Source organism: Pseudonocardia sp., assembly GCF_025465255.1.
Lineage (GTDB): Bacteria > Actinomycetota > Actinomycetes > Mycobacteriales > Pseudonocardiaceae > Pseudonocardia.
In genome coordinates this window covers 1-24009 of the sequence record NZ_JAODNI010000183.1, presented here as the reverse complement: position 1 = coordinate 24009, position 24009 = coordinate 1, and the positions used below count along the sequence as shown (strand labels likewise).

At 71.9% G+C, this 24009-nt stretch carries 23 protein-coding genes; 12 read left to right on the top strand and 11 right to left on the bottom strand.

Going from position 1 to position 24009, the window contains the following annotated elements; genetic code table 11:
• The first annotated feature begins 66 nt into the window (after nucleotides 1–66).
• The 3 genes from JWP64_RS22245 to JWP64_RS22235 all read left to right on the top strand — a co-directional run bounded on the left by JWP64_RS22245 (nucleotide 67) and on the right by JWP64_RS22235 (nucleotide 2850).
• On the top strand, nucleotides 67–696 hold the full coding sequence (locus tag JWP64_RS22245; RefSeq protein WP_297500347.1) for a bacterial transcriptional activator domain-containing protein: 630 nt from the start codon (nucleotides 67–69) through the stop codon (nucleotides 694–696).
• A gap of 909 nt (nucleotides 697–1605) precedes the next feature.
• Nucleotides 1606–2064 carry a hypothetical protein gene (locus JWP64_RS22240; protein WP_297500345.1) on the top strand — a complete coding sequence of 153 codons (459 nt, stop codon included), beginning with the start codon at nucleotides 1606–1608 and terminating at the stop codon, nucleotides 2062–2064.
• Between the two features lie 348 nt (nucleotides 2065–2412).
• Complete coding sequence (locus tag JWP64_RS22235) at nucleotides 2413–2850, top strand: hypothetical protein (protein WP_297500342.1); 438 nt, start codon at nucleotides 2413–2415, stop codon at nucleotides 2848–2850.
• On the opposite strand, the gene JWP64_RS22230 is transcribed toward JWP64_RS22235, so the two are convergent.
• Both JWP64_RS22230 and JWP64_RS22225 read right to left on the bottom strand, forming a co-directional pair.
• Nucleotides 2823–4193: a HAMP domain-containing sensor histidine kinase gene (locus tag JWP64_RS22230; protein WP_297500341.1), complete on the bottom strand. Its 1371-nt coding sequence runs from the start codon at nucleotides 4191–4193 to the stop codon at nucleotides 2823–2825. The genes JWP64_RS22235 and JWP64_RS22230 overlap by 28 nt on opposite strands.
• Nucleotides 4194–4196: 3 nt before the next feature.
• Complete coding sequence (locus tag JWP64_RS22225) at nucleotides 4197–4916, bottom strand: response regulator transcription factor (RefSeq protein ID WP_297500338.1); 720 nt, start codon at nucleotides 4914–4916, stop codon at nucleotides 4197–4199.
• 418 nt (nucleotides 4917–5334) lie between these two features.
• On the opposite strand from JWP64_RS22225, the gene JWP64_RS22220 reads away from it, so the two are divergent.
• Nucleotides 5335–7359 (top strand): hypothetical protein, encoded by a 2025-nt coding sequence (locus tag JWP64_RS22220; RefSeq protein WP_297500335.1) that lies wholly within the window; start codon nucleotides 5335–5337, stop codon nucleotides 7357–7359.
• Nucleotides 7360–7480: 121 nt separating this feature from the next.
• Here JWP64_RS22220 and JWP64_RS22215 read toward each other — a convergent pair whose 3' ends face one another.
• Nucleotides 7481–7852: a hypothetical protein gene (locus JWP64_RS22215; protein WP_297500332.1), complete on the bottom strand. Its 372-nt coding sequence runs from the start codon at nucleotides 7850–7852 to the stop codon at nucleotides 7481–7483.
• Nucleotides 7853–8046: 194 nt separating this feature from the next.
• Here JWP64_RS22215 and JWP64_RS22210 point away from each other — a divergent pair, with 194 nt between their 5' ends.
• The 3 genes from JWP64_RS22210 (at nucleotide 8047) to JWP64_RS22200 (ending at nucleotide 11833) form a co-directional block, all read left to right on the top strand.
• Complete coding sequence (locus tag JWP64_RS22210; protein WP_297500329.1) at nucleotides 8047–9384, top strand: M23 family metallopeptidase; 1338 nt, start codon at nucleotides 8047–8049, stop codon at nucleotides 9382–9384.
• Nucleotides 9385–9464: 80 nt separating this feature from the next.
• On the top strand, nucleotides 9465–11198 hold the full coding sequence (locus JWP64_RS22205; RefSeq protein ID WP_297500326.1) for an ATP-binding protein: 1734 nt from the start codon (nucleotides 9465–9467) through the stop codon (nucleotides 11196–11198).
• Nucleotides 11186–11833 (top strand): response regulator transcription factor, encoded by a 648-nt coding sequence (locus tag JWP64_RS22200; RefSeq protein WP_297500323.1) that lies wholly within the window; start codon nucleotides 11186–11188, stop codon nucleotides 11831–11833. Before JWP64_RS22205 ends, JWP64_RS22200 begins: the two co-directional genes overlap by 13 nt.
• A 197-nt stretch (nucleotides 11834–12030) precedes the next feature.
• Here JWP64_RS22200 and JWP64_RS22195 read toward each other — a convergent pair whose 3' ends face one another.
• The 6 genes from JWP64_RS22195 to JWP64_RS22170 form a co-directional block, all read right to left on the bottom strand.
• On the bottom strand, nucleotides 12031–12549 hold the full coding sequence (locus tag JWP64_RS22195; protein WP_297500320.1) for a DUF1097 domain-containing protein: 519 nt from the start codon (nucleotides 12547–12549) through the stop codon (nucleotides 12031–12033).
• Nucleotides 12550–12860: 311 nt separating this feature from the next.
• Nucleotides 12861–13274 (bottom strand): PPOX class F420-dependent oxidoreductase, encoded by a 414-nt coding sequence (locus JWP64_RS22190; RefSeq protein ID WP_297500317.1) that lies wholly within the window; start codon nucleotides 13272–13274, stop codon nucleotides 12861–12863.
• Nucleotides 13275–13379: 105 nt separating this feature from the next.
• Nucleotides 13380–13958: a hypothetical protein gene (locus JWP64_RS22185; protein WP_297500313.1), complete on the bottom strand. Its 579-nt coding sequence runs from the start codon at nucleotides 13956–13958 to the stop codon at nucleotides 13380–13382.
• 18 nt (nucleotides 13959–13976) lie between these two features.
• Complete coding sequence (locus JWP64_RS22180) at nucleotides 13977–15125, bottom strand: zinc-dependent alcohol dehydrogenase (RefSeq protein WP_297500311.1); 1149 nt, start codon at nucleotides 15123–15125, stop codon at nucleotides 13977–13979.
• Between the two features lie 481 nt (nucleotides 15126–15606).
• Nucleotides 15607–16509 carry a LysR family transcriptional regulator gene (locus tag JWP64_RS22175; protein WP_297500308.1) on the bottom strand — a complete coding sequence of 301 codons (903 nt, stop codon included), beginning with the start codon at nucleotides 16507–16509 and terminating at the stop codon, nucleotides 15607–15609.
• A gap of 10 nt (nucleotides 16510–16519) precedes the next feature.
• A complete protein-coding gene (locus tag JWP64_RS22170) occupies nucleotides 16520–16759 on the bottom strand; it encodes a WhiB family transcriptional regulator (protein WP_297500305.1) in 240 nt (79 codons plus the stop codon).
• Between the two features lie 267 nt (nucleotides 16760–17026).
• On the opposite strand from JWP64_RS22170, the gene JWP64_RS22165 reads away from it, so the two are divergent.
• Entirely contained in the window at nucleotides 17027–18259 is a 1233-nt protein-coding gene (locus tag JWP64_RS22165; protein ID WP_297500302.1) for a glycosyltransferase, read from the top strand.
• 1 nt (nucleotide 18260) lies between these two features.
• On the opposite strand, the gene JWP64_RS22160 is transcribed toward JWP64_RS22165, so the two are convergent.
• The gene (locus JWP64_RS22160) at nucleotides 18261–18902 is read right to left on the bottom strand and encodes a pyridoxamine 5'-phosphate oxidase family protein (RefSeq protein WP_297500298.1); all 642 of its coding nucleotides are present in this window, start codon (nucleotides 18900–18902) and stop codon (nucleotides 18261–18263) included.
• A gap of 559 nt (nucleotides 18903–19461) precedes the next feature.
• On the opposite strand from JWP64_RS22160, the gene JWP64_RS22155 reads away from it, so the two are divergent.
• Entirely contained in the window at nucleotides 19462–19752 is a 291-nt protein-coding gene (locus JWP64_RS22155; protein ID WP_297500295.1) for a hypothetical protein, read from the top strand.
• 39 nt (nucleotides 19753–19791) lie between these two features.
• Here the strand turns inward: JWP64_RS22155 and JWP64_RS22150 are convergent, their stop codons facing one another.
• Nucleotides 19792–20394, bottom strand: coding sequence for a TetR/AcrR family transcriptional regulator (locus JWP64_RS22150; RefSeq protein ID WP_297500292.1), 603 nt, complete (start codon nucleotides 20392–20394; stop codon nucleotides 19792–19794).
• Between the two features lie 127 nt (nucleotides 20395–20521).
• Between JWP64_RS22150 and JWP64_RS22145 the strand changes: the two genes are divergently transcribed.
• From JWP64_RS22145 to JWP64_RS22135, 3 genes are all read left to right on the top strand, one after another.
• A complete protein-coding gene (locus JWP64_RS22145) occupies nucleotides 20522–21661 on the top strand; it encodes an acyl-CoA dehydrogenase family protein (RefSeq protein WP_297500289.1) in 1140 nt (379 codons plus the stop codon).
• A complete protein-coding gene (locus tag JWP64_RS22140; RefSeq protein ID WP_297500286.1) occupies nucleotides 21658–23202 on the top strand; it encodes an acyl-CoA carboxylase subunit beta in 1545 nt (514 codons plus the stop codon). The genes JWP64_RS22145 and JWP64_RS22140 overlap by 4 nt, the downstream gene beginning before the upstream one ends.
• A gap of 49 nt (nucleotides 23203–23251) precedes the next feature.
• On the top strand, nucleotides 23252–24009 hold a 758-nt coding region (locus tag JWP64_RS22135; RefSeq protein WP_297500283.1), incomplete at its 3' end, for an AMP-binding protein.

The window sequence follows — 24009 nt, the reverse complement described above, 5'->3', positions numbered from 1 at the left end:
CACGCTCGTCAGGGGGTCAGGATCCAGCTGCACGGGCGCTTCGCGATCCTCGTCGACGGACGTCCGGTGGAGGACCTCCTGCCCGGCCGGCGCGGCCGGCAGCTCGTGGCCTACCTCGCCTACCACCGGCGCCCCGTGGAACGCGGCGTCCTCGCGGACACGCTCTGCCCGGGCACGCCCGCGATCGGGTTGACCGCGCTGCTGTCGAAGGTTCGTGCGGTCCTCGCGCCGGTCGAGATCATCGGCCGGCAGAGCCTCCAGCTCGTCCTGCCCGAGGGTGGGCTGGTCGACCCGGCTGCCGCATCGGCCCGGCAGGACTGGCCCGAGGCCTGGACCCACGCGCTGAGCACGTTGTTCGTGACCCAACGCCCGTTCCTGCCCGATCTCACCGATCCGTGGGTCGACGAGTGCCGCGAGGACGTGCGCCGGCTGCATCTGCGGGCCCTGGCCTGCTACGCGCAGGCCTGTCTCGGGCTGGCGACCGCGACCGAGCTGGCGAGCGCAGCGCGCGAGCTCGTCCGCTCCGAACCCCTGGACGAGAACGGGCACCGCCTGCTGATGCGGGCGCTCGCCGCGCGCGGCGACCGGGCCGAGGCGCTGCGCGAGTACGAGCGGCTGCGCCGGATGCTCCTCGACGAGCTCGGTGTCGGGCCGGGCCCCGCCACCCGGGCGTTGCACAAGGCGATCCTGCAGTAGCAGAGGAGTGGAGAGGGCAGCCTCCGGCGCAGCCTGCTGGGCCGCCCGGCCCCGTCGCCACGACAAGCATTCGGCAACCTCGCGGGCAGGTGCCCGCGGATACTCGAACTCCACCCGCCGGGGCGCGCGTCCCGGCCCTCGACGAGAAGTAGAACCGGAATGAACCAGGTCAGCTGCGAGTGTGGCTACTCGACCCGGTCCGAGAGCGAGGACCAGATCGTCAGCACCGTCCTGGAGCACGGTCGCCGTCGACGACCCCGACCTCGCGCCGTCGGTCACGCCCGACGTCGTCCGAGGCTGGATCGAGGTCGTGCCCTGAGCCGGCCGCCCGGCCGCCCTCACGCAGGCGGTCCGCTGCCGCTCGGCGCAGCGGCCGGCGGCGAGGTGTCGCACCGCGGCCATCGGGTACTCGAACAGGGCCTCTGCGGCGTGGCTGTTCGCAGCGCGCCGCGCGGATTGTGCGTCCGCTCCCCGGTCGCAGGCCGACCGTGGAGTCGGCCGGGCACGGCCGGGGCCCGGCCTGAGGCCGGGTCCCGGTTCGCCCGGCCGCCGCAACGCGTTCGTCGTGGCAGGCTCCCGTCTCCGCGGTCACCGTGCGCCGGTCGACAGCAGGGGCCGCCGGGCCTGATGACGGACCTGCCGATGGTCTGAGTGGCGGGCTCCTCTGGGCGTCGCTTCCCGAGCGATGGGTCCATCTGGTGCTGTACCGCATCCCGTCATCGGGAGGACGATTGGCCGCGCACCATCGTCGGGGGGACGGGGAGTCCGATGGTTCATTCGTCGCGTCATGTCGCTCATCGCCTGTTGAGGGCGATGGTGATCATCGTCAGCGTCCTCGGCGGCTGTGCATGCGGTTCGTCCGCCGATGCCGCGGTGACCCCACCGGCGCAGGCGAGTCCCGCGCCGGCGGTGGCGGCACCGAGCGTCGACGTCGGCCAGCTGGTCATCCAGGCCGGTGACATCCCACTTTCCGGCTTCTCCCGGCAATCCCTCCAGCCTGTCACCGAGGGCCCGGTCACGGGAGTCGTGGCGGTGTTCGGCACCGCGGACGGCACACGGCTGCTCGGCGAGACGATCGTCCTTCTGCCGGACGCCGCAGCGGCTCGGACGGCCTTGCAGGGTGTCGTGTCGACGACCGAGAGCCAGCGCCCGGGCTCGACCACGGCGACGGTGCCGGTGGGTGATCGCGGTGTGATCATCACCGGCTACCGGGTGGACGGGACGGCGTCGACGATGCTGCTGTTGAGCCAGGGTGCGGCGTCGGTGGCGATGGACTTCCGCAGCCCCGAAGCGGACCCGGTACCCGCGGACGTGGTGACGGCCGTGGGGGTCAAGCAGGCCGAGCTGCTCAAGGCGAAGCTGGGTTGACGGTTCGTGCTGGGCGTCATCCTCATCGCGCGCGGTGCGCAGAAGCCTGCTCGTCGTCGACCGCGCCCTCGGGGCGCGGCGGCCCACAGCCGTGACCGGCTGGCCGTCCCGGGGCGAAGAAGGCCGTCCCAGCGAGGTCGAAACCAGATTTTGCCTCTGCCTTGCCTCGGATTTTCCTTCGCCTGATGCCCGCTCAGTACGATGAATTCGGATACCGCGGCCGTCATCACGGGTGTGCACCGGCGATTGCGAGGTTGATTGCGCATGGCGCTATTCGAACGTTTGATGTCCGCACCTCGCCCTTCGGCGCGAGAGTCGAGCGAGCCGGGATCTCGACAGCCACTCTCCGTGATCCGCCGCCTGCTCGCCGATGATCCCGTTCTCAAGGGGCTCGGGATGAGCCGAGGACGCGTTCTCGTGGCTACGGGAGGAATGCCGATCCCGGACGACGGAGCGTTTCTGGTGCTGGGCTGGGACGATGCCGTGCGTATCTCGAGTGCTGCGGTACACCAGACCCTGACGGTTTCGGTGCACGTCGCGCGTGCGGGCCTGGCGTGCCAGTCGATCGCGGACACACCCTCGGTTCTCCTCGACAGGGCGATGACCGTGCTGATCGGTCTGGCGATCGACGGGCCGAGACTGCTCGTCCGCATGACCGACCGGAGGTTCCTCTCCGAGGAGATCGACATGCGCCCGAAGATGGTGGAGATCGCGGTCTTCGATGTGCGTTCGTCCCGCGGCTCGACGACGTGCCGCGGCTACCCCCGTTCTGCGACGGACAACTGAACGTCCGGGTCCGGGACGTTCCGCCGATGGTCCTCGTCGGCGCCTGATCCCTGCTCCCACCGGGACGGGATGAACACGGTGAACACCGGTGGCGACGCCTGCGCGAGGACGAGACGACCGCCCTCCGCCTCGGCGAGACGACGGGCGAGAGCGAGACCGATGCCGTGTCTCGGTGCACCTTCCGGGCGGCTGCTGAACGCCGCCGGGAGAGTGTCCGGATCGAGCCCGGCGCCCTCGTCCGAGACATCCACCGCAATGGCTTCGCCCGCCTCCCGCACCGTGACCCGTACGGTGCCCGCCCCGTGCAGCTCGGCGTTGTCGAGCAGAACCGCCAGCACCTGCCTCATCGCAGCCGCTGACGCCTGCGGTGTCGGGAGCGCGGGAGCGACGACGAGTTCGAGTGCTCGCCCCGAGGCGGCCAGTCGTCGGGTCCACCCGTCCTCGATCTCGGCCGCGAGCGCATGGACGTCGGCGGGTGCGCCGTGTCTTCCCGCATGCTCCCGTGCCAGCAGGAGGAGCTCGTCGATGGTCTTCTCCAGCCGGTCGGTCACGTCGATGCTGTCGGCGACCGCGGAACGCCAGTCCGGCCTGGGCTGGTCGAGCGTCGACTCGAGCCGGAGGCGGAGCCCGGCGAGAGGCGTCCGGAGTTGGTGTGACGCATCCGCCGAGAACGCGCGCTCCCGCGCGAGGAGTGCGTCGAGCCGCGAAGCCGTGCTGTTGAGGGCATGACCGACCGAGTCGATCTCCGCGATCCCCGCGGCGGACGACTGCACGCTGAAGTCCCCGTCACCCAGTCTCTCCGCATCACGGGCGAGGTCGTTCAGCGGCCGGGCCAGGCGCGTCGCCTGGCGCCGTGCGAGCGCCCACACCACGGCCAGCACGAGTCCGGCGAGCCCCAGCATTCCCAGCCACACCGGCACGAGTCCCCGGTAGATCGACGCGAGCGGCGTGGCCGCTCTGACCACGCCGTTGATGTCGTGCTCGCCGTTGACCGGAACCGTCACGATCAGATCGCGGGAGGTCGTGGTCTGGGAGATCCGGCCGTTCAACGCCTGATTCACCTGTGCATCGCCCGAGCGCGGGCCGCGGCCGAGGATGCGCAGCCCGTTGTCGTCGTACAGGGCGAGTTCGGTGTCGTCGCGAGAGACGGGCAGGGCGTTCGGTATCTCGTCGTGCGCCATATCCGTGACGACCGATTGTGCCGTGAAGTCCGCGACACGCTGAAGTGCTACCCGCTGTTCGGTCACCGCGAACTGTGCGAGCCCGATCGCGAGCGGTACGCCGAACAGCCCGATGGCGAGTGCGGCCGCCGCCACGGCGAGGGCGACGATGCGGGTGCGCATGTCTCACTCACTCCCCGCCCTGTTCGTCCCGCTTCCGGCCGGAAGTTCCAATCGGTAGCCGTATCCGCGTAACGTCCTGATCATCGGTACGTGCGCAGAAGTGCCCCCGCTGCCTATCTTGCTGCGCAACGAGGCGACGTGGACGTCCAATGTCTTCGTCGACCCGATCCAGTTCTGGTCCCACACGTCGGCCATCAAGGTCTCCCGGCTCACGGCAGCGTCAGGTTCTCGGGCCAATCGGGCCAGCAGGTCGAATTCCTTGGTCCGGAGTGTCACCTCGGTACCCCGAATCGTGACCCGCCTGCTGCCCATGTCCAGAACGAGGTCCCCGAGGAACAGCGACTGCGACGCCGCCGGTGAACCCACGCGGCGGAGGTGCGCGCGGATTCGGGCGAGTAGCTCGCCGAGATGCACCGGTTTCGTCAGGTAGTCGTCCGCGCCGGCGTCGAGGCCCACGATGACGTCCATCTCGGCGCTGCGGGCGGTGAGCATGACGAGAACCGCAGCCGGCAGCTTCCGCCGCAGGCGACGACAGACCTCGATGCCGTCGAGATCCGGCAGACCCAGGTCGATCAGCACGAGGTCGAACTCGGTGGTGGCCGCCTTGGCCAGGGCGGTGCGCCCGTCGGTCACCCAGACGACGTCATAGCCGTGCGCTCGTAGGCTCGACTCGACGACTCCACCAATCGTCGCATCGTCCTCGACGATCAGGACAATCACCACTCCGGGATGCTACCCGGGCTCTTCATGATCTACGGGCTTTTTCGTTTCCACGGCAGAAGTCGAACGTGGCCCGTTCGGACGACGACCCATGCTCGTGGAAGACCTGCGCGACGACCGCTCGAGGGACGAAAGATCACATTCGGTTCATGGCCGATGTCGTCCGGGCCGGAAGCGACAGTTCGTCGGTGGTCGGACCGCGACGGAAAGGGCGATCTCGTGTCTCGGCGCAGGGTGCCGCCCGTCCGTGGCCTTCCGATCCTCCAGAGGGAAACCTCTCCTGGCGCTCGTCGGACCCCCGGTATTGGGGGTCTGCCTCCCCCCTCGACTCAGCTGCTGCGGAGCGCTGTGAAGACCGACTCTGGTGACATGCCGAAGCCTCGCGCAGGGGCGGCAGCCACGTGAACACCAGGAGCGTTCCATGAAGATCCTCACCCGGACGACGGCGCCCGGACGAGTAGCCTCCCCGCTGCGTTCCGATGGCCACCGGTTCCGCTTGCACGGACGAAGGCGCGCGGTCGCGGCACTGACGGCCGTTGCGGCGGTCACCGTCTCGCTCCTCGGCGCCACCGACGCCTTCGCCGTCACCGGGGTGGCGGAGAAGAATCCCGGGGGCTTGACGAAGGTCGGCCCGGTCAACAGCCAGAACGGCTTCCCGAGCTGGTACGAGGACAGCGCCGGGAAGCGGGTGGAGCTCTGCCTGGACAAGGACAACCCGCTCTGCGGCTTCCTGCCCGGCGACGTCCCCGACGAGACGCAGCCGATCGCGTTCCCGGGCAACTTCCCGGAGGAGGCCTTCTACGCATTGGCCGGCTCCACGCTGGACCTGCCCGGGGGCGGGCGGGCGACGCTCACGCTCGGCCTGGAGGCCGCGTTCGCCAACGCCGTGCAGGACGGCGACCAGGTCACGTTCGCCCGGCAGCGCATCTTCGTCAAGGGCGGTCCCGCGGACACCACGCTGACCTTCAAGCACCCCTACGGGACGATCACCATCGACACCGACAACACGGGGGCCGGCCGGCTCACCGAGGACATCTCGCCGGCTGCCGGGAACTTCGAGACGGCGCTGAAGGGCAACATCGGGCCCTTCCTCACCTGGGCCGCCGATGCTCCCGCGGGCTATCTGGGCAATCCCGACGTGGAGCACGCGGTCACGGGTAGCCCCCTGGGCGCCGACCGCAACAAGTTCTCGGTCACGAGCCCGGCCGGGCTCGACCTGGAGACGAACCTGTTCACCCTCCAGGGCAAGATCGCCTCGAACAGCGGTGCGAAGGCCGACGCCGCCGTCCTGAACGGCCGGTTCCTCAACGTCTTCGCGACCAGCGACGCGACCACGTCCGGCGCGCTCGAGGTCGTCGGCGACGGCGCCGTCGCGACCACTCCGATGCTCACCGAAACCGGGTCGAGGCGGTTCTACGCCCGCATCGACGTCGGCACCGGGGCGGCTCCGGCCAAGGTGACGGTGCGCAACGTCGGTGACGACCCGGTGAGCACGAGCGTCGTGGACGTCACGAAGCCCAGCGGCATCACCGTCAACGAGGCCGGCTACAACGGCACCGCCCTGCACGTCAAGGCCACCTCCACCACACCGGAGGTGCTGACGCTCGACGGGTTCAAGAATGCCGACGGCAGCCCCGTCGTCCTGGCCGCGGACACGGGCGTCGTGGACGTCACGACCCCTGCTCCGCCGGTGACGGTGAAGGTGACCTCCCCGAGCGGGAGCGCCACCTCCCCGGTGTCGATCACCGGTGGCGACGTGACGCCGCCCGGGCTGCCGCCGAACGACAATCCCGCTCCGGATCCCGGCCCGGTCTGCGACCCGGCCCCGTGCGCCGCGGACGGGTCCGTCCCGGAGGCCAACGTCCCGGGGGCCAAGGCCGTCGCCACGCCGACCGCGGCGATCCGCGGAGCCACGGTCGCCCTGGACGGCAGTCAGTCGACCAACTCCACGACGTTCGAGTGGACGCAGGTCAGCGGCAGCAAGGTGACCTTCTCCGACCCGAAGATCGCGAAGCCGACCGTGAAGGTGGAGTTCGCCGCGGCCGTCGGCGACACCGCTCCGCGGACCGAGCCGACGGGGCCGGCGGTCGTCCGCCTCACGACCACCAACGCCGGTAGCGCACCGTCGACCGCCGACGTGACGATCGACGTCCCGCAGGACACCGTCGCCGTCACCGCCGCCAGGCACCGGGTGGGCACCGAGCTCCGGGTCGACGGGACGTCCACGATCGCGGGCAACACCGCGATCCTCACCCCGCAGACGGTCGTCGTGGTCTACTCCCGGCCCAACGCGACCGCACCGTGGACGAAGGTGGGCATCTCGCCGGTCGACACGACCGGGGCCTGGTCCGTCCGCCCCAAGCCCGGCCCGGCCGCTCAGCAGAACCAGTACCTGGTTCAGTCCTCGCGCGGTGGGACGGCGACCGGGACGCTGGCCACTCGGTAGTCCGCACCGGCACGACGGGCCCGTCGCACCCCGGCGACGGGCCCTTCGCCTGCGCCTGGTGACGCCGGGGCGGGAGCCGGTGGTGCCGGGACCGCCGCGGGGGCAGCCGGAGGGCGCCGGGTCAGAGCATCGCGTCGATCTCGGCGCGGTGGTAGCCCAGCGGCGTCGTCGGGAAGCCGAACTCGTCCTTGTGCAGGGTCGGGGACCCGCACCAGCCGCAGTGGCCCGACGCGTCCAGCACCGCCCGGCCCTCGAGCTCCCTGCGCCGGTCACCGGACGGACCGGCCACCGCCTGCGGCGAGCTGGTCGGCACCGCGGGCTTCCGGTTGCGGCCGGACACCTGCTTGTACAGCCACCAGCCGCCGACGGGGACCGCCACGATCACCGCGGCGACCAGCACCCACTGCACGAGACCGACCACGATGCCGACCGCGATCCCCGCCAGCACGAGGATTCCGACGATCTGCGCGACCCGCAGCACGACCTTCGACATGATCGGTGTCCTCTCGCGTGTCCGGGTCCCGGCGCCGACCGAGGCTACTCGGATCCCGGCGCCGGGGACCCGCCGTTCGGCGCTGGTCGGCCCGCTTCGCCCGAGCTGGTCCGGGTGGCAGCCGGGTCGGATGTGCCCCGAACAGGGGACCTGGGTCCCTTGGCCTTCGGCGGAGCGTGCTGCACCGTGGCCCGATGCGTCTCGCGCCTCCCAGCTCGTCCCGCCGGCCGGCCGGCTCCGCCGCGGGCCGGGGTGCACCGGGCGCCCTGGCGGTGCTCGCCGCCGCGCTCCTGGCCGCGGGGTGCACGTCCGCCGCTCCGGCGACGACACCCTCCGCTCCGGCCGACGCCGCGGCGGACGTGGCCGTCCCGGATGCGTTCACCGCGGTCGTGGTGCGGCCGCTGGGGGCGCCGACGTTCCCGTTCCTCGGCTCCGACGGCAAGTACCACATCGTCTACGACCTGGAGCTCACCAACGCCGCGGCCATCCCGGCCACGATCGACAAGATCGACGTCGTGGACGCCACGAGACCGGACACCGCCATCGCGTCCTATGCCGGGACGACGCTGGTCGCACCCGGCTGCCCGGCCGGGGACTGCAACCGGCTCCGACGGGTGCCCTCGTCGATCGCGGCCGACAACGTGATCCCCGCGCAGGAGTCGCGCGCGATGCTCGTCGACTTCATGCTCGACTCCGCGGAACAGGCACCCGAGACGGTTCTGCACCATCTGTACGCCCACGCGGCCGTCAACCCGGGCTCGAAGGAGCCGGCCGCCACGGACTACCTCGCCGCCCCGTTCGCCGTCTCCGCCGGCGCTCCGCGGGTGATCGGCCCCCCGGTCAAGGGCGACCGCTGGATCGCGGCCAACGGATGCTGCCTGCCCGGGTTCCCCCACCGGACGTCGCTGGCCACGTTCAACGGGATGCTCGTCAACGGTCAGCGGTTCGCCATCGACTGGAAGCAGACCGACGAGAGCGGCGCGTTCTACCAGGGCGACCGGACGAAGAACGAGAGCTACGTGGACTACGGCTCACCGATCTACGCCGTCGCCGACGGGACGATCACCTCGACCGTCGACAAGCTCGACGCGAACGCGCCGGGCGTCCTGCCCGCCGCCGACCCCGTGCTCGGGCCCCAGATCACGGTCGAGACGGTCGACGGCAACCACGTCGTGCAGGACATCGGTGGCGGCCTGTACGCCTTCTACGCCCATCTGCAGAAGGGCTCGTTGCTGGTCAAACCGGGTGATGCGGTGAAGAAGGGCCAGGTGATCGCGAAGCTGGGCAACACCGGCAACGCGAACGCCTCGCACATGCACTTCCACCTGATGAACGGCCCGTCCGTGCTCGGCAGCGACGGGGTCCCCTACGTCGTCGACGGCTTCACCTACGAGGGACAGGTTCCGGCCCAGGCCTTCCTCGACGCCGACGACTACCTCAGCGGGAACTTCCTCCAGGGGCGGCTGCCGACGCCGCAGCCACGCACGAACGAACTGCCGCTGTTCGGCGCGATCGTCGACTTCCCCGGCTGATCTGTCGCCCGTCCGGTCCCTTCGTCCCGGCCACGGTTCCTGACACTGTGGACGGCACGAGGGCCAGGGGGTGATCGGCCGTGGCACAGTCGCTACGCCTCGCGCTGGTGGTGCTGGGCGCCGTGGCGCTGGCGCTGGGCGCGATCGAGATCGCCGTCTTCGCCGAGGACCCCGGTGGCCCGGTGTGGGCGCTGGTCGCGGTCGGCTGGGTCTACGTGGCGGCCGGGCTCGTCGCCTGGTCGCGGCGGCCGAGCAACCGGATCGGGGCCCTCCTCGTCGGCGGCGGTTTCGCGTGGCTGGCCGCGAGCCTCGGCAACACGTCCGCCCCGGTCCTGGCGGCGTGCGGTGCGGTCCTGGCGACCGCCCCGCTGGCGGTGGTGGTACACCTCCTGCACGCCTTCCCCTCGGGCCGGCTGTCCACGACGGCCTCCCGGACGATCGTCGGCGTCGGCTGGTTCGTCGCGCTGGTCCTGCAGGCGCCGCTCTACCTGTTCACCACCCGGTACGCGCCGAACGACCTGCTGACCCTCGTCGAACGGCCCGACCTCGCCGCCGCCGGAACGACGGTGCAGCAATGGGCCGGCGCCGTCGTCATGGTCACCACCACCGTGGCCCTGGCCGGTCGGCTCCGGCGGGCCGACGCGGTGCGGCAGCGCGTGCTGGCGCCGCTGTTCTCCTACGGGATCCTCGCCGTGCTGTTCATCCCGATCAGCAGCACGCTGCTGACGCCGTGGCTCGGCCTGGTCCCGGCCACGCGCGCGGTCCTGCAGCTGATCGTGCTGGCGGGCGTCCCGGTCGCCTTCGCCCTCGGGATGCTGCGCGGCGGGTTCGCCCGGACCGGCGAGCTCGAGGAGCTCGGGGCCTGGCTGGGGACGACCGGCGCCCATCGCGCCGACCTCGCGGCGGCGCTAGCCCGGACGCTGGGCGACGGCTCGCTGCGGCTCGTCTTCTGGGGCGGGGACCGGTACCTCGACGCCCAGGGTGCACCGGCCCCGCTGCCGGCCGCCGGTTCCGGGCAGGCGACGGTCGAGATCGAGCTGGCCGGCCGGCGCGTCGGGGCCATCGTCTACGACGCCATGCTCATCGCGGACGAGGACCTGGTCCGGACGGCGGGCCGGGTCGTCGCCCTCGCGGTGGACCACGAACGGCTGACCGCGCAGCTGCGCGCGAGCGAGGACGAGCTGAGGTTGTCCCGCTCCCGGATCGTCGAGGCGGGGGACCGGGAACGCCGGCGGATCGCGCGGAACCTGCACGACGGCCTGCAGGTGCGGCTCGTCCTGCTGGCGATGGACGCCCAGCAGGTCGCCAAGGACCCGGCCGCTCCGGCCGCGACACAGCTCGCGGCCACCACGTTGCGGACGGGGATCGACGACGCCGCCGCCGAGCTGAGGGCCCTGGTGCACGCCGTGATGCCGGCACCGCTGATCGAGCGCGGGCTGTCCGCCGCCACGGAGGACCTCGTGGACCGCGTGACGATGCCGACCCGGCTCCAGCTCGACGTCGTCGACGGCGTGCTCCCGGCTGCGGTGGAGAGCACCGCGTACTTCGTCGTCGCCGAGGGCCTGGCGAACGCGCTCAAGTACGCGGGCGCCCGGGAACTGGCGGTCCGGCTCTCGCATGCCGACGGATGGCTCGTCGTCGAGGTGCACGACGACGGCGTCGGGGGCGCCGTCGTGGGCGGAGGCCCGGGTGGCGGCGGGTCCGGCCTTCGCGGCCTCGCCGACCGGGTAGACACCCTCGGCGGCCGCATGCGCGTCGTCAGCCCGCCCGGGCGCGGCACCCGGCTCGTCGCGGAGCTGCCGTGCGGATCGTGATCGGTGAGGACGAGGCGCTCCTGCGCCACGGGCTCACCCATGTCCTGGAGCACGCCGGTCACGACGTGGTCGGCTCGGCGGCGGATGCCGAGGACCTGATCCGGCTGACGGCGGAGCACGGGCCCGATCTCGTCGTCACCGATATCCGGATGCCGCCCGGGCACACGGACGAGGGGCTCGTCGCGGCGCTCCGCATTCGCCGGGAGCGACCGGGGACGGCCGTCGTGGTGCTCTCCCAGCACGTGCAGCGCCGGTACGCCTCCGAGCTGCTGGCCGAACAGCCGTCCGGCCTCGGCTACCTGCTCAAGCAGCGGATCGCGGACATCCCGACCTTCTGTGCGGACCTCGAGCGGGTGCGCGCCGGGGGGACCGTGCTCGATCCCGAGGTCGTGGCGCTGATGGTGGCCCGCGCCCGGCGCGACGACGACGCGCTCGACCGCCTCACCACGCGCCAGGCCGAGGTCCTCGCGGGCATGGCGCAGGGCCGCACGAACGGCGCGATCGCGCGCCAGCTCTCGATCACCGAGAAGGCCGTCGTCGCGCACGCCTCCCACGTCTACGACCAGCTGGGCCTGGTTCCGAGCGAGGACGACCACCGCCGGGTGCTGGCGGTGATCCGCTACCTCGCGCGCTAGTGGACTGACAAGGATCGGTCGCGGCGACCAGCCTTGTGAACGGCTGATCACCGCGATCGCGTGTCGCCGGCTCCGGGCCGTCGAGCAGGGCGCCGGCGATGCTTCCTTCCGTGGAGGTCGAGCGGGATGCCCGGTGGAGCCGTCCGCCACCTGTGGCCGGGCGGCCCACCGTCATCCCGGTTCGTGCACGGCGCCGGTCACGCCACCGGGCTGGCCTCCACCTGCGGAGCGACGAGCTTCCCCGCGAGGACGCTGCTGACGTAGCCGAAGGCAGCGCCCACCAGGAAGGACACGAGCATGACCGTGAACGGGCCGGTCGGCAGCGAGAAGTCCGTCCCGGAGGCGGACGTGAGCAGTCCGAACATCACCGTGGTCGCGAAGCCGAGGACGGACCCGGGGACGAATCCGAGGGCCGGGATCAGCGCGCCGAGGATGAACACGGCCGTCAGGCCACCGACGATGACGCCGATGAGCAGCGGGTTGGTCGCGTAGCCCAGCAGGATCAGCGTGATCGTGCCGCACACGATGCCCCACACGTTGGTCGGCACCGACCTGGCGAGGGCCGCCTTGTCACCGCCCGCGGCGAAGTAGCTCGCGGCGCCGAGGAACGTCGCCGGGACCATCAGACCGAGGCTCCCCAGCGGGCCCACGTACAGGTAGGTGATGACCGCGCCGATGACGCCGATCACCAGTGCCGATGCAACAGGCAGCTTCATCCGGTTCACTCCTCGATCTCGTGCGGTGCCCTCGAAGCGGGCACGGCAGGTGGCCGAACGGTCGAAGCGTGGTGGAGTGCGGCGCCGTGCGGCAACGGACCAGGGCCACCCGTGACGGCATGTTTTCCGGTGGCAACCGTTCGGAAACGAGTTCCCTCGGAAGGGGAAGCCGGGCGCGGACGGCGGTGACGTGATCGTCACGGCGACGTCATCACAGTTGGTCCGCGGCAGGCGGAGAGCCGCCGAATGCGACAGGACGCTGCACCTTTCGGCGGCTGGATGACCGGCGCCGGATGCAGGCGGCGGCGCCCTCAGGAGGAGGGCCCGAACCGGCCCCAGCCGTGCCAGTTCTCGATCTCCAACCAGCCGGTCACCCGTGGCCGGTCGCGGACCCCGTACACGTGGCCGGTGTACTGCTGCGCGATCCGGTCGATCACCACCAGGTCCGGGTCGTCGAGCAGGGTCATCTTGCCGCGGACGCTGACGTGGGTGCCCCAGTCGTCGGCGTCGAGCACGGTCAGCGAGACGCGCGGGTCGTTGCGGATGTGGGCGAGCCGGGCCCGGTTGCCGTCCATGTTCACGACGATCTTCTCGGACGGCTCGTCCCAGAGGTACCAGGTGGCGACGGTGACGGGCGCGCCGTCGGGGCGCACCGTACCCATCACCGCGGGATTGGGCTGCTTGAGCATCTCCACGATGGTGGGCGGCAACGGTGGCGGTGGCATGGCCCCATCCTGCGGGCGGTCCGTGTCGGCGGCATGGCCACCGCGAGGCCAACGCCCGGACGGCGCCCCGGCCCGGTGGGCCGGGGCGCCGTCCGGGGCCCTGCCTCAGGAGCGGCTGCCGATCCCCTTCTTGAGTGCCCTGCAGGCCGCGTAGACGAGGCCGCCGGCCAGGATCCACGGGCCCCCGACGATGATCGGGTCGAGCGGCTGGTGGTTCAGGTCCGCGCGTTTCTGGCCGAGCCGGGAGGCGATGCCGTGGTGGGAGAACTCGCTCAGCACGCCGGTCTCGGTGATGGGGTTGTCCGGATGCAGGGTCAGGAACGATTTGAGGTGGTTCTCCACCGCGTCGACCCGATCGCCCGCCATCAGGAGCAGCCAGTGCGCGGCGCGCCCCTCGCTGTACCGGTAGGCGAACTTGCGGATCGCGCCGGAGAGCCCCCGCGGCGGACAGGCCGTGCCGAAGACGGGCGTCAGGAACTTGTGCTCGGGCGACCTCTCGCGGGGCCACTTCTCCGGCTGCCGCTCCGGGAACTCCCAGTGCGCACCGGTCAGGTCCTCCTGGTACTGCAGCTTCGGCACGGACGGCCGGTTCTTCGGGTCCAGGTCCACGCCCCATCCGGGGATGCGGGCGCGCAACTGGTCGCTCGACTCCGAGATCGGTGGCCTCTGCGACGTGTAGGTCATGGCGGGTCTCCTCTTCTCTCAGCCGGCGGTCGGGACCACGAGCGGTTTGATGCAGCCGTCCAGCTTCGCCGAGAAGATGTGGTAGCCCTCGGAGATGTGCTCGAGCGGGATCCGGTGGGTCACGATCTCGCTCGGCTTGATGTAGCCGTTGCGGATGTGCTCGAACAGCCGCGGCCACTGCCGTTTCACCGGGCACTGGTTCATCCGCAGGGTCAGCCCCTTGTTCATGGCGTCCCCGAACTTGATCGCGCTGAAGATCGGGCCGTACGCGCCCATCACGGAGATGGTCGCGCCCTTGCGCACGGAGTCGATGGCCCAGTTCAGCGCCACCGGTGAACCGCCCTGCATCTTCAACTTGGCGGAGGTGACGTGCTGGGTGAAGTTGCCGTCGGCCTCGGCGCCGACCGCGTCGATGGCCACGTCGGCACCGAGGAAGTCGGTGAGCTTCTTCAGGTGCACCACGATGTCGTCGTACTCGGTGAAGTTGTACGTCTCGGCCTGGGCGAACGTGCGCGCCTTCTCCAGCCGGTACTCGATGTGGTCGATGACGACGACCCGGCCCGCGCCCATCAACCACGCGCACTTGGCGGCGTAGAGCCCCACCGGACCGGCACCGAACACCACCACCACGTCGCCCTCGACGATGTCGCCGAGCTGCGCACCGAAGTACCCGGTGGCGAGCGCGTCGGTGCAGAGGACCGCGTCCTCGTCCTCCATCCAGTCCGGAATACGGCTCGGGCCGACGTCGGCGAACGGCACCCGTACGAACTCGGCCTGGGCGCCGTCGTAGCCGCCGCAGGTGTGCGAGTAGCCGTAGATGCCGCCGACGGCCGTGGCGTTGGGATTCACGTTGTGGCAGTTGGAGTACAGGCCCCGCGCGCAGTACCAGCAGGTCCCGCAGAAGATGTTGAAGGGCACCATCACCCGGTCGCCGCGCTGCAGGTTCTGCACGGACGGGCCCACCTCCTCGACCACGCCGATGAACTCGTGACCGAAGGTCATACCGACCCGGGTGTCCGGCAGCATCCCGTGGTAGAGATGCAGGTCCGAACCGCAGATCGCCGCGAGCTGAACGCGCACGATCGCGTCGTTCGGGTGCTCGATCGCCGGGACGTCCTTCTCCTCGGCCCGGATCTTGTACGGCCCCCGGTAGACCATCGCTCGCATCGTGCCTCCTCGATCCGTGCTCGTCGGACTGGCTGGGCCACTCGACGTCGCCCGTTCAGGCGAGGCGACGCACCGCCGTGGTCGTGTAGCCCGAAACGCTCGGTCTAACCCTGCGCGCGCCTTCGGGCCGCCCGGAATCGATCAAGCACGAACCCGGGCGGTATGCGCGGCCCTACGGTTGCCAAGGCGGGGGGTCCTCGCGCCGGGTCTGTCGGGCACGCCGTGGCCGGGCCGCCGCCGCGCACCGTGGGCAGACGCGTCTGACGGCGTCGGCGTGCCGCCCGGACTCCGGCTGCACATCCACCCAGTCGACGTGCGGGTACCGGTCCAGCCGGGACCGGCTCAGCGCCAGTCCGCACAGGGTCTGGTTCGTGCCCGGCTCCCATGCGTGGACCTCCCCGCCGGGACGGCGGACGCCGTCCGGGTCGACCCAACGGCTGGACGCCGCGACCGCGTAGACCATCTGGGGGCTCCCCTTCCGTCAGCGGTGGACAGCGGCGGCGGCTGCGCGGGCCGGCTCGAACCCGCCGGGCACCGGCGGGACCGGATGGCGAAGGGCCTCGGCCAGCTCGCGCACGATCGCGTCCGCGGAGTCGCGGAAGAGGATCTCCGTCCGGAGCCGGACGGGTGGCGTCAGCGCACACAGCGCCAGGCCCTCGGCCCGCCCGCGTCCCGGATCGACCACCAGCCCGAGTCCCTGGCGGTTGAGGACCTGCCGTCGGAGCTCGCCGGTGGGCCGCCCTGTCGGGTCGGTGACGCAGACGGTGTCCAGATCGGAGCCGGTTCGGTGCAGCGCCCGGTGCAGGGGAGGGGTGGTGAGAATCCGGTGCCCGGCGAGGCTCGCCCGCGGGCAGCCGCCCGGCCGGTCGAGCGGGTGCCCGGGCGGGACCGCCAGCAGCAGGCCGACCGTCCCGAGCGGGCTGCGCTCGAGCCCGTCGACGTCCGCTCCCGCCCAGACGACGGCGGCGTCGGCCCGTTCCTGGGCCACCGCGGCGACCGCATCGGACTCCGGCGCCTCGGCCCCGTCGACCACCAACCCGGTCCGCTCGCGCAGGAGGACGAGCGCGGGCGCGAGGACGGCCGGCAACCCGGTGCCGAGCCGCACTGTGACCAGCGGGAGTGGCGGCTGGGTGTCCCGCACCGCGTCGCGGGTCCGTTCGGCCCGGGCGAGCAGTATCCGCGCGTGCACGAGCAGGATCTGCCCCGCCGGGGTGAGGGAGGTGCCGTGCGGTCCCCGGTCGAACAGCGCCACCTGCAGGTCCCGTTCGAGCGTGCGCATCTGCTGTGAGAGCGACGACGTGGTCAGGTGCAGCGCGTGGGCGGCGCGCCCGAAGTGCTGCCGTTCGGCGGTGACGACGAAGGAGCGCAGCTGCCTCAGCTCCACGGCAGGCGCCTCACGCGACCCGGTCGGGCTTCCGGTGCCGGGTCTGTCGCCGCTGCAGCGCGGTGGTCCCGCCCCACACCCCCTCGTCGTCGCGGGCCATCGCCCATGCGAGGCACGGATTCACCACGGGGCACCGTGCGCAGACGGCGAGGGCCCGGGCCTCCTGCGCCTGCGCCGGCCGGGTGGTGCCCAGCGGGAAGAACAGGTCGGGGTCCTCGGTGCGGCAGGCCCCCCGCTCGCGCCAGTCCATGGGGCGGCTCCTTCGTCTCGATGAGGTCGCGGCTACCCGCCGCGCGATCGTCCACGCATCAGGACCGGAAGATGCGCCGTTCGGCCGCTTCGTACAGGCCCGTTCGACCAGCCCTCACGCAGCGCACCGCCGGGCCCGCGGGTCGGGGCGAAGTCGTCGAGGCCAGGAGGTTTAGAACCGTGCAGCACGGTCACGCCCCACGGTCACCTCCGAACGTCCGGGACAGCGGCCCGTCACCTCGGCGGCCGCCGGGTAGGGAGCAGGTTCGTGCGCATCGCCCTCGTCTCCTTCGACGCCGACCCGATCACCGTGTCCGACTCGCCGTGCGGGCCCGCGTCCTGTGTGGGAGACCTGGCCGTCGCCCTCACCGAGGCGGGCCACGGGGTGACGATCCTGGCCCGGCGGACGGCTCGCGACGTGCCGGAGGTCGCGACCCCGCGGCCCGGGCTGTGGATCCGGTATCTCGCCGCGGGGCCGGCCGAGCCGCTGGAGGGATCCAGGGCCGTCGCCGTGATGCCCCAGCTGGCTCAGCACCTCACGCAGCTCTGGCGGTCGGACGCGCCGGACGTCGTGCACTCCCACGGCTGGATGTCGGGGCTCGCCTCCGTCGCCGCGGTCCGGCAGCGGGGACTGCCGCTCGTCCAGACGTTCCTCGGGCTGGGCCGGCTCGAGCGCGAACAGGTGGGCCGGGCCGCCGCCACCCGCGGCCGGGTCTCCGCCGAACAGGTCATCGCGCTCCGGGCGGACCGGGTGCTCGCGGCGAGCGAGGCCGACGCGTTCGAGCTCGTCCGGATGGGGGTGCCGCGAGCGTTGGTGTCCGTGGTCCCCCGGGGCGTCGACGTCGACGCGTTCGACCCGGACGGCCCGGCCCTGCGCCGCCGCAGCCTCCGGCGCCGGCTGGTCACCGCGGGGTCCCTGCGCCGGGCCGGTGGCGTGGACGACGTGATCCGCGCGCTGCCCTCGGTGCCCGACGCCGAGCTGCTCGTCGCCGGCGGTCGCGCGGCCGCCGGGGGCGGGCCGGACCCCGACCTGGTCCGGCTGTACCACCTGGCACGCCGGGTCGGAGTGGGTACGCGGGTCCGGCTCCTGGGCCCGGTGCAGCGTTCGAGCATGCCCGCGCTGCTGCGCTCGGCGGACACGGTCGTCGACGCGCCGTGGTTCACCGCGTTCGGATCGGTGCTGTTGGAGGCCATGGCGTGCCGGCGTCCGGTGGTCGCGACGGCGGTCGGTGGGGTCCGCGACATCGTCGCCGACCAGATCACCGGGCTGCTGGTGCCGCCGCGGCGCCCGGACGAGCTGGCCCGGACCCTGCGTGCGGTGCTGACCGAGGCCACGATGCCCGAGGCCTACGGCATCGCCGGCCGGGACCGCATCCTGGCCCGCTACGCCTGGCCCCGGATCGCGGCGGCCGCGGCTGCCGCCTACTGCCAGGTGGTGGAGGGGCACGCGGAAGCGGCCGCCGGGAGCGGCCAGGCCATGGCCGGGCCCCGGAGCCCGTGACTCACGAGGGCCGGGGCATGGAGTCCTGGTAGAGCCGGGTGGCGTACTCCGGGCCGTAGTACCGGTCGAGCTCGGCGCGGGTCATGTCCGGGCGCTCCAGGGCGGCGGCGATCGCCGCGCGCGGGGGCAGCGCGTCGGGCTCCCACGTCTCGGGCTTCCACAGGTCGGAGCGCAGGAACGCCTTCGCGCAGTGGTAGAAGGCCTCCTTGACCTCGACCTCCAGCGCGAGCACCGGCCGGTGCCCCTTGACGACCATGGCGTCGAAGTACGGCGCGTCGCGGACGAGCCGGGCGGTGCCGTTGACGCGCAGGGTGTCGTTGCGGCCGGGCACCAGGAAGATCAGGCCCACGTGCGGGTTCGACAGGACGTTGCGGTAGCCGTCGACCCGGCGGTTGCCGGGGCGCTCCGGCACCGCCAGCGTGCGGTCGTCGAGGACCCGCACGAACCCGCGGGGGTCGCCCTTGGGCGAGACGTCGCAGCTGCCGTCGGCCGCGCTCGTCGAGATCATCAGGAACGGGGAGTGGGAGATCCACTGCACGTCCATGGGGTCGAGCCGGGGGCGTTGCTTCTCGGCGACCTGGGGGATCGGGATGCCCACGACCTCGACGAGCTCGTCCAGGGAGGTGATCTCAATGCGGTCCACGTGGTGGGACTCTATGGCTCCACGGCTGGTCCTGGTAGCCGTAGGACGAGAGCCGGCCGGCCGTTCGCCGACGTGATCACTCGGAAGGCCCTGGATAGTTCGTCGGATCGCGCCGGCCGTGCCTCGCGTCCGCCAGGTTCGGCAAGTTTTGATCTTCGCGGGGGCGGAGCGGTGCCGTCGGACCACTCGATCGCGGGCTTGTCCGGTGCTGCAGGTGTGGACGTCGTGGAGTTGCACGACCGGCGTCAACAAGGTCTCCGGTGTGGTCGAGGAGGTTGACCGGATCCACGTGAAGAGCGACTGGTGGAGTGGGGTAGTGCACGCGAGGACGCGGACGTCGAGAACTTGGTGAATCTCGCCAAGGGCGACTGGACGCAGATCGGATATCTCGGAGGAGAGGTCGGCGCAAGGATCGGCTCGGACGCGCCCCTCGAGGGCCGCCGGATTCCCGCAGTCGCTCTACCACGGGCACCCGGTCGGAGCGCTCCTCGTGTGGGAGACGGAAAGCAGCGGGTCAGGCGGTGCGGGGTGGTGCCTCCACTCAGGACAGAAGCAGTCCATGCTCGACGGCCAGCAGCGTGTCACCACGCTCTACGGGGTCGTTCGCGGCAAGGCGCCTTCGTTCTTCGAGGGTGACCCGAGCGTGTTCGACGGACTCAGGTTCAACGTCGAGCACGAGTCGTTCCAGTTCTGCGCGCCGGTCAAGATGAAGGACGACAGAGCCGGACCGTCCGTCCAGCTCCCGACCATCCCGTCACCGCTGGCGAGTGGTTGCCTCGGGTTCTGCTCGGCCTGCCGCCTGTCCAAGGCGAGGACGGTCGCGGTCCGCGATGGTTCGGGAGCGTCATGATTGATTCAACGACGCGAGATGGGGCACGCGACGACCGCCTCAGCCCGCGATCCTGATCCCCGCGACCAGGCTTTCGGCGACCTGCTCGCCGAGCTCCTCCGGCGTGTTCCGCCCGTCGGGCCGGTACCACTTGTAGGTCCAGTTCACCGCGCCGAGACACATGTTCACGTACACCCGTGGCGACATTCCCAGCTCGATCTCCGGGTACTGCGCCAGGTGCTCGGTCAGGGCGGCGATGAACAGGGCCTCGAACGCGTGGCGCCGGCGCAGCAGCTGCTCGGCCAGTTCCCCGGGCAGCTCGTGCTCCTCCTCGAAGCAGACTTTGAGCAGCGCCTGGTTGCGGCAGGTGTAGACGACGCGCGAGCGGATCAGCGCCCGGACCGCGTAGAACGGCGTGGGGGACGCGGCGACCACCTCCTCGGCGAGCCGCAGACTCTCGTCCAGGACGTCGGAGTAGATCCGGACGAGCAGCTCCTCCTTGCTCCGGAAGTAGTGGTAGAGCGTCGGCTTCGAGAGGCCGGCCGCCGCCGCGATCTCGTTCATGGACGAAGCGCGGAACCCCCGCCGGCTGAAGAGGTCCGCGGACAGCGCGAGCACGCGCTCCCGCTGCTGGTCCGCCCGGCTCGTCGCCGTCCCGGTCATGACGTGCACCCCTCACCTGCGGGCTTCACCCGCCACCTCACGGTAGCCGGGCCCCGCCTTGACACCGTCGGCGCCGATGGCTCTACTGAGTCGACCGTCCGGTCGGTCGAACGTAACGGGGGATCCGATGACCTGGGAGCTCGACGAGGAGCACACGGACTTCGCGGCGACGTGTCGCGTGTTCGTGGACCGGAAGGTGCGCCCGCTGGTGGACGAGGCGGAGGCGACCGGAACGTTCCCGCACGAGCTCTGGAAGGAGCTCGGGGCGGCGGGGCTGCTCGGTCTCGTCACGCCGTCGGAGCTCGGAGGTGCCGACGGGGATGCGCTCGCCGTCGCGCAGGCCGCCGAGGAGCTGGCCCGCGCCAGCGGCGGTATCGCCGTCACCGCCCTGGTCAGTGCCTACATGGCAGGCACCCACCTCGTCCGCAACGGCAGCTCGGCGCAGCAGGAGCGCTGGGTGACCGCGCTCGCCGCGGGCGAGGCGGTCGCGGCGATCGCCGTGACCGAGCCGGGTACCGGGTCCGACGTCGCGAACGTCTCCACCCGCGCCCGCCGCACCGACGACGGCTGGGTCATCGACGGCCGGAAGATGTTCATCACCAACGCGGGCCTGGCGGACGTGCTCGTCGTCGCCGCCCGGACCGGCGAGGCCGGACGCGGCGGGCTGACCCTGTTCCTCGTCGAACGAGGGACGCCGGGGCTGTCGTTCGGCGGCCCGCTGCGCAAGATGGGCTGGCACTCGTCGGACACCCGCGAGGTCGTCCTCGACGGCGTCGCGGTGTCCGCGGACGCCGTGGTCGGCGCCGAGGGGCGCGGCTTCTACCAGATCATGGAGGGGTTCGAGCTCGAGCGGATCGCGCTGGCCGGCATGGGAATCGGGCACGCCGCCGAGTGCCTGGACCTCGCCCGGGCGTACGCACGGGACCGCCAGGCGTTCGGCGCGCCGCTCACCCACCTGCAGACGATCCGGCACCGCCTCGCCGAGATGGAGATCGAGCTGGAGGCGGCCCGGCTGGTCACCTACCAGGCCGCCGCCCGGCTGGACTCCGGCCATCCCGAGGCCGCCCGCTCGGTCGCGCGGGCCAAGTACCTGGCCGCCGTGGCCGCCAACCGGGTCGTCGACGACGCGGTGCAGCTCTTCGGCGGCGCCGGCTTCGTCGAGGAGTCACCGGTCGCCCGGCACTACCGGGACGCCCGGATCCTGCGGATCGGCGGCGGGACGGACGAGATCCAGCTGGAGATCCTCACCCGCGGGTTGGCCTCGTGACGGCCACCGACCTCGAGATCCCCGACGCGGCGCCGGACGTCGACGAGGTCGCCCGTGCGCAGGAGACCGCCCGCCGCGGCGGCGATCCTGCCCGGTGGCCGGACAAGCTCCCGGTCCGGGACCGGCTCGCCGTCCTGTTCGACTCCGGGTCCTTCGTTGAGGACGGGCTGCTGGCCACCGCCGCGGACGGCGCCCTGCCCGCGGACGGGGTGATCACGGGTGTCGGCCGCGTCGAGGGCAGGCCCGTCGCGGTCATCGCCCACGACTTCACCGTGAAGGCCGGCTCCTGGGGCGAGCTGACCTGCGAGAAGCAGATCCGCATCCTCGAGCGGGCGGACCGGGACCTGCTGCCCGTCGTCTACCTCGTGGACTCCGCCGGCGGCCGGCTCACCGACCAGATGGGCTTCTTCCCGGGCCGGCGCGGGGCATCGGCGATCTTCCATCTCCAGGTGCGGTTGTCCGGGCGGGTCCCGCAGCTCTGCTGCCTGCACGGACCGTCGGCCGCGGGCGGCGCGTACATGCCCGCGTTCTGCGACTGGGTCGGGATGGTCGAGGGCAACGGGTCCATGTACCTCGCCAGCCCGCGGGTGGCCGAGAAGGTCACCGGCGAGCGCACCACGCTGGAGGAGATGGGCGGCGCGATGATGCACGCGACCGTCTCCGGCTGCGGCGACGAGGTGTTCGACGAGGACTGGCAGGCGGTCGCCGCCGCGCGCCTGCTGCTGTCCTACCTGCCCGACGACTTCCGCGGCACCTCCGCCCGGGCCGAACCCGCGGCACCGGAACGCGAGGACTGGGCGGACGTCGTCCCGGCCGATCCGAACGTCGGCTACGACGTGCGGGACGTCGTCGACCGGCTCGTCGACGCCGGAACGTTCTTCGAGATCAAGGCGCGGTGGGCGCAGGAGATGGTGGTCGGGCTCGCCCGCCTCGCCGGCCGGGTCGTCGGGATCGTCGCCAACCAACCGAGCGTGCGCAGCGGCGCGATCTTCGTCGACTCCGCGGACAAGGCGGCCCGCTTCATCTCGCTCTGCGACGCCTTCAACGTGCCCCTGGTGTTCCTGCAGGACGTCCCGGGGTTCATGGTCGGCGTCGAGGTCGAGCGGCAGGGGATCATCCGGCACGGCGCGAAGCTGATCGCGGCCATGTCGTCGGCCGAGGTGCCGAAGTACACCGTGGTGCTGCGCAAGGCCTACGCCGCCGGCTTCTACGCGATGTGCGCCCCCGGCTTCGAGCCGCGTGCCACGCTGGCGCTGCCGACCGCCACGATCGGCCCGATGTCGGCCGAGGCGTCGGTGAACGCGGTGTACGCGAACAAGATCGCGGCGATCGAGGACGAGGCGGAGCGGGCCGCGTTCGTGGCCGCCCGCACCGTCGAGCAGCGCGCCGACATCAACCTGCTGCGGATGGGCAGCGACCTGATCGTCGACGCCGTCGTGCAGCCCGACCGGCTGCGCGCGGAGCTGGCCGCGCGAATGGTCGACGCGGACCGCTGGACCCGCCAGCCCGGCCGTCGCCACCACCTGATCAGCCCGGTCTGACCGGACCGTCCGTGACGAAGCGGCCCGCCCGAGACTCAGGAGGACGACGATGTCCGACAGCCTCGCCCAGCTGATCGACACGCCGCTGCGGCCGTTGCGCCCGGAGTGGTCGGTGCCCGAACGGGTCGATGCCCTGCGCGCGGCCCGCGAGCTGGACCCGGACGACTACTGGACCTGGGTGGCGCGCCAACAGCGCTGGTCCACGCCGTGGCACACGGTGCGCACCGGTGAGCTGGCGGACGCGCGGTACTTCGACGGCGGCCGGCTCAACGTGGCGGACAACTGCCTGGACCGCTGGGCGGAGGACCCGGCGACCGCGGACCGGCCCGCGGTGATCTGGGAGGGCGAACCCGGCGACACCCGCACCTACAGCTACGCCGAGCTGTCCGCCGAGACGACCGCGGTGGCCGCCGGGCTGCTCGAGCTGGGCGTGCACAAGGGCGACGTGGTGGCGCTCTACCTGCCGAACCTGGTGGAGTCGTTCACCGCGATCCAGGCCTGCAACCGGATCGGCGCGATCTACACCGTGCTGTTCGCCGGCTTTGGTGAGGAGGCGGTGGCCGCGCGCCTGATCGCGTCCCGGGCGTCGGTGGTGGTCGTCGCCGACGCGGTCTACCGGCGGGCGAAACGCGTCGAGCTGCTGGCCACGCTGCGTGCCGCCCGCACCCGCACCCCGGACCTGCGCGCGACCGTCGTGGTGGATCGCACCGGCGACCTGGCCGCCGGCACCACCGCACTGCGCGACGGCGAGCACTCCTACGCCTCGGTGTGCGAGGCCGGCCGGGCCGGTACGCCGTGCGTGCCACT